Raw genomic sequence first — 5,982 nt, 5'->3', positions numbered from 1 at the left:
GGGTTCTTAATAAGAACTTTCCCTGTTGCCGAAAGGAAAACCTTTTGCCAGATACCGGTATTACGGTCCCGTATAGCCGGGATCCAATCCCAACCTATAGAACAAAGGAATGTTGGTCCGTCAATTGCTGTAATTCCTCCGTTTTTCCCAAGACCATTAGCAATAGTATGTTCGTGAGACTCACCAGGATTAGGCTGGGGGGAAACAAGCACGGCAAGGACTGCTAACTTCCCGGGAGTGACTTCAGAGGTCACATCAAAAATGCCCCGGGTAAAAGCGCCCTGAATTTTCCCTGCTTCTTTTCCATTAATCCAAACCCTGGCGGTATAGTTAATCCCATCAAAATTTAGCCAAATTGTTTTGCCCGAATAATTTTTAGGCACCATGAAGGTTGTACGGTACCAGTAGGATGTCCGGCAAAGGCTTTCAGGAATTTTGTCAGGCCGGTTGTTTTCACCATATAGAGGTTCTGGATAAACTTTATTATTCACCAAACTTGTCAGGATTGTACCTGGAACGACAGCTTTATACCATCCTTTCGGATGAAAGGCGGGTTGAGAAATTTCATTGCCAGGCTGTACTACCTTTGACACATCATTTAATTGCCAGCCCGAGGAAATAATCACAGGATCCGGAAGTGACTGCCCCTGTACCCTCAAGGGGAAAAACAGCAGAATAAATACTGCAGAAACACAACTAATTAACCGATAGAATTTCATTTCTAAATTTTATTAAGGTAATAAGTAAAATTATTTTTGGTAAACCTCATTCATACAGGCCAAAACTTTATTTGACCAAAATTAAACATTCAGCGGGGAAAATAGGCTTTAACAAAAAAGAAATTAATCATTTTTTTTGATAGTTATGATTAAATGAAGCCCAGTCTGGAAATTCGAACAAATAACCTTCAGTATACGATTCAGTATTAGACCGAAAAGATTATTTGATCAGGATTTATTGCCAAAGCAAATTTAGGGTAAGATAAAATACCATCTCTGTGGTATGGATTGCCAGATGTCAAAACCATAATTTTGCAACATCAAAATCTTGAAATCATGTCAAAAATATCATTTCCAATTGGTGTTTCAACAACAGCCATACATGCCGGAGAATTTCCGGATCCTGTTACCCAAGCATCGGCGCCCAACATTGTCATGTCCACAACATTTGTAACTGATGAAAATGCCGGTTTTTCAGTTGAAAGCATGGAAGAAGACGCAGCATGGGTTTATACCAGATGGGGAAACCCCACGGTGCATCAGCTGGAAGTCAAACTGGCAGCTCTTGAAAATGCAGAATCTGCAATCGCTTTTGCCAGCGGGATGGGGGCTATAACTGCACTTTTATTTGACACGTTAAAAAGTGGAGATCATGCTATAATCAGTGATGTGGCCTATGCAGCTTTGTCTGAGATGACTAATGAAATGATACCAAATTTGGATATTCCCATTACGAAAGTAAATACTTCAGATGCGGATGCAATAAAAAAAGCTATACGAACTAACACAAAACTGATTTATATAGAAACACCGTGTAATCCCTTATTACGAATTACGGATATTGAAGAAGTATCCGCTATTACCCACAATGCAGGAGCCAAATTAGCCGTCGACTCCACATTTGCCACACCTATGGCAACAAAACCTTTGGATTTAGGAGCTGATTATGTTATTCACTCACTCACAAAATATTTAGGCGGGCATGGAGATGCCTTAGGGGGTATCATTTGTGGTTCACGTGAAAACTTGAGGGCACTGCGTAAAAAAACGGCTATTCGTCTTGGAGGGGTATTAAGTCCATTCAATGCATGGTTAATCATGAGAGGAATTGCAACTTTCCCTATTCGTATGAGAGCCCATGCAGAAAATGCCTTGAAGGTTGCTCAATTTCTTGAAAATCATCCAAAAGTGAAACGAGTTATTTATCCGGGATTACCTTCTCACCCTCAATATGAACTTGCAAAAAAACAAATGCACAATTTCTCAGGGATGCTCACTTTCCAGGTTGAAGACGGAGTGAAAGCAGCGCATATTTTTTCTACACAGTTACAAGTAATACACTACGCCGTATCTTTAGGACATCATCGTTCGCTTATTTTTTATCTACCCAGTAAAGATTTATTGGAATCATCATTCAAATTTTCATCCCCGGAAGAATTGGAATCCTGGAAACATTTTGCAGGAGATGGAATTTTCCGTTTTTCTGTCGGACTTGAGGATGCTGATGATATCATCAAAGATCTAGAATTGGCGTTGGAAAAAATCTGATAGTCAAAATTTCAAAATAAAAAAGTGTACCCAAAAATGGTATTACACTTTTTTTAATATCTCAAAATTATATTCTTACTATCATAAATCCATATCAGCCCTACTGCGGTATAAATTCATAGGTAAGCGTTCCTTTTTGCTTTGCAGAACCGGATTTAGGAGTAAAAGTTGAATGTGTGGCTGCCCTTAGGGCAGTTTCAGCAAAACATTCGTCTGTATACGAAGATTTGACCGTAGAAACAGCTGCACTGGTTACATATCCCCTTTCGTCAACCACAATATTGATGCAGACCTCGCCTCCTCCCTCGCATTTATAAATGGGAATGGGCAAATCTATATGGCTACGCCCCGGGAGGTCGTAATAAATATTTGTTTTCCCTTTATAGGTCACCTTTTTTTCGGTGGCTTTTTGAACATGTTGCGGAATACTTACCGACGCTTCGCCTGCTTTACTGGACAGGATTTTATCAGCATCATAATGAGGATTGAGGTCTTTAATATTCAATTCCTGCTTCACCTCTTCAACATATTTTTCAGTGCTAATCTTATCTTTCAAGTTCTTATCACCTACATTTACCGGGACATTCCGCCCAATATTCATTCCACCCCGATGAGCCACCGTATATATAGGAGTTTGAATAGGAACCTTTTTCAAAGCAGGATTTTTCATTACCTCTTCAGGTGTTTCCTGCTGAATTTCAAGTAGAACATTCTGTTCAGAAATTCTGTTGTTTTTATTTACCTGCACGTAAAAAAATATCACCAGCACCAATAAATGAAAGGCAACCGTAGCTAAAATACCATTCCTATGTTCATCAATAAATTGTAACACGTCCACGAAAATATATTACAGTAAAAAATCACTTTATAATCTAAATCCATCCTCTAAAAATTATTATAACTGCTTAATTTTATGAATTACAGATCTAAATTTACCTACGCAAAGGTAACCATAATGGATAAAATTTGAATCAGGTTTTAAAAATTACTCAGGTCTATATCGAATAATGCCTCAATCCTGTTGCTGTTGAGTTGGTTTAAATGGATATACCTGATCCCGGCATTAAACGGAAAGATAAAACGTAAGAAATGGAAATCTGCCGTCAGGTCTGTTCCGTATGAAGAATAATTTTTATTCACATATTGATTCGAAATATATACCCCCTTTCCATACCCCAAATCACAAAATACATTGGCCCGGATTCTTTTCAGATAAAGTAATGGGCCCAGGCTAAAATCAGGATAGCAGAGAGGCAAAGAATAATCGGCCGAAAAAAATGAAAATTCCTTTGCTATTTTCTCCGTATAACCTCTTGTAAGTACAGAATTTACGGGCATCATATACAATCCGGGATATTGTTTTTTATATGCTAAAGTAAGTTTAAGGCTTTGATGCTTCATGATTCCCGGGAAATAAAACCAGCTGCTGGCCGACAAATACGAACCGAACTGATTGGTTTCCAACGGAGTTGTCTTATAATCCAGGGAAAACACCTGTCCAAAACGCGGCATGATATCTTTTTCCGTGGCTTTTAAATACCTGTAACCGTACAAACAGTAATCGACATATTCCATACCCCGCACATAATTCCTGATATCCGAATCGTAACGGTAATCGTTTTTATATTGCAACTGAACCTGAGGATCAAGGCCCATATAATACTTATTGCGGGTAAAATTCAAGGGAACATAGGCACGGGCAACAAGATCCAACCTGTCATGGGTAACTTGCGGGAGTTCCCCTTTCTTGACCACCATCAAATCAGGATAACCGCCATAATCGGCGGTTACATCAAAGACCGGATAGAAACCTTTATAGGTCAGTTTAGAATGCAGGTAACTTTGCCCGCCGCTAAAGGACATACCCGCAGAAGCAAAAGCAGTGCTTAAATTATTTTGCGAGAAAAGAACAAATCCCGGATAAACATTAGGATCTGAAGAGTTCAGATCATCGACACTATAATATGCCGGAGCCCAACTGTGGACATTTAACAGGTGGGTTAACTTATAATAAGGTTTTGAATTATACTGAACTGCCGGAACCTCGCTGCTTTCAACCGGTTTATTTTCCTGTCCGGCAATCTCATCCGCCAAATGAACCGAATTATTTTTTATCCGGTCCAAAGGTATCCATGAAGACCGGTCAATGTTGATCTCCGCAATGTTATATCCTTTTGAAGTATAGTCCGAGACAAGCAACTTTTTACCGTCTGAAGACAAGGCCACTTCTGATGTCCCGAAACGTGAAGACCCGGCTTGATAAATTTCATGGCTGTCCAGGTCCATTGCATATACATTTTGTATGCCCGAATAAGAGGCCGTAAAATAAAGAGTATTGCCACTCAGGACTATCTGCGAAACATCAGAAAACGACGGTTTTACTAAGGTTTCCCATTGGTGCGTCCGGCAACTGACAGACCGGATGCTTTTGCCTTCCTTCGATAGAACGATGGCATAAATAAACTGTCCATCTTCTGACCAGACTGGCATCTGTAAAAAATCATTTTCCGGCGAACTGAGTCTTTCAATGACTTCACCATTATTGGCATCCAGGATGACCAGGGAAACCACATTCCTTGTATCCACATCCACTGCAAGAATCTTGCGCCCATCGGAGGATAAGGCAGGGGCAAAATATCTCGTTTTACGGGTCAGGCAACGAACCGATTTAGTCCGGATATCTAAAATTTTTACCACCGAATAACTTCGGTTTTCCCAGCGGACATCAGGAATTTCTTCCGCCCAGGCCAACTTCCCGGAACTGTATGAAATCCGTTCGGAGGAGTAAAAGCCGGGGTAAAAAATTCTTTTTTCTTTCCCCAATTTATCCACCAGCACAAACTGGTTGATCTGGTCGATCCCTGATTTTGCAGCTATGATCAGCGAATCGTTCACATATTGAGGGAAACGGTAAGAAGTATAGGGCAATTTACCGGAACGGTGATTGATGATTTGATGAGGAGTCAAAACCTGAGCCTGGTCCTGAATTTTCCACAAACTGTCCAGATGAGTATAAGTCTCCCGGTATAGTTTAGCAACCCCCTTTCCTGCATATTTATGGATTCCAAATTCAAAAGGTTTTACCAGATATGGATTTCGTGCCGTATAATTCAGCACATTGCTCCAGAAATCAGCTCCGTATTTTTGACGCGCATAAGCCACAATGGGATAACCCAGATGATAAACATCGGGGATATAATCTTTATAAGAACCCAACACGGCTTTATTGTAAGAATATAATTTAGAATTGCCCAATATCTGTGCCCGGAGTTCCATTTCAAAAATGGGCAGTCGCCCCCTGCCCGAGTGGCTTAAGAGAGTTTCTGAGTTAACCGCATCCCCTTCCAGGAACCAGGAAGGAACCATCCCTGCCACCAAACCCGGAGCCTGCTGGCCGAAGAAAAAGGAGACAAAACGGGTAAGCCCCTGGTCAAGTTTATCCATCTGAACCACATGACGGTATTCATGTATAGCCAGCTGCTCAAGCCAGTCCTGGGCATAGATATCCTGCGGCGGGGTAGTAAATAGTTCGATCCGCTTGGGCGCCCAAATGGTAAGTCCGTTCGATATGGACGACTGGCTGTGAATCACCACAGGGATTTGGCGGGGAATATGATTCATCGTTTTGGAAACAGCAGGAAAGGAATATTCCAATATATTGGCCAGACGGTTGGCTTCTGTTTCGAAACTATCGGGGAAAATAACCTGAAACCTG

4 protein-coding genes are annotated in these 5,982 nt (G+C 40.8%); 1 reads left to right on the top strand and 3 read right to left on the bottom strand.

Going from position 1 to position 5,982, the window contains the following annotated elements; translation table 11 throughout:
- A partial coding sequence (locus Q8907_11455; GenBank protein MDP4274883.1) for a glycoside hydrolase family 2 occupies window positions 1-719 on the bottom strand: 719 nt, incomplete at its 3' end.
- A 336-nt stretch (window positions 720-1,055) separates the two neighbouring features.
- Here Q8907_11455 and Q8907_11450 point away from each other — a divergent pair.
- Window positions 1,056-2,267 carry a PLP-dependent aspartate aminotransferase family protein gene (locus tag Q8907_11450; protein MDP4274882.1) on the top strand — a complete coding sequence of 404 codons (1,212 nt, stop codon included), beginning with the start codon at window positions 1,056-1,058 and terminating at the stop codon, window positions 2,265-2,267.
- Window positions 2,268-2,367: 100 nt separating this feature from the next.
- On the opposite strand, the gene Q8907_11445 is transcribed toward Q8907_11450, so the two are convergent.
- Entirely contained in the window at window positions 2,368-3,105 is a 738-nt protein-coding gene (locus Q8907_11445) for a hypothetical protein (protein ID MDP4274881.1), read from the bottom strand.
- A gap of 140 nt (window positions 3,106-3,245) precedes the next feature.
- The coding region (locus tag Q8907_11440) for a hypothetical protein (protein MDP4274880.1) at window positions 3,246-5,982 on the bottom strand (2,737 nt) is incomplete at its 5' end.

Source organism: Bacteroidota bacterium (assembly GCA_030706565.1).
Lineage (GTDB): Bacteria > Bacteroidota > Bacteroidia > Bacteroidales > JAUZOH01 > JAUZOH01.
The sequence above is the reverse complement of the archived record's forward strand: the minus strand, read 5'-3'. Positions and strand labels throughout refer to the sequence as shown.

Excerpts from the sequence above, each read along its gene's own strand:
- Q8907_11450 (MDP4274882.1), top strand. The coding sequence starts at position 1,056 with ATGTCAAAAATATCATTTCCAATTGGTGTTTCAACAACAGCCATACAT.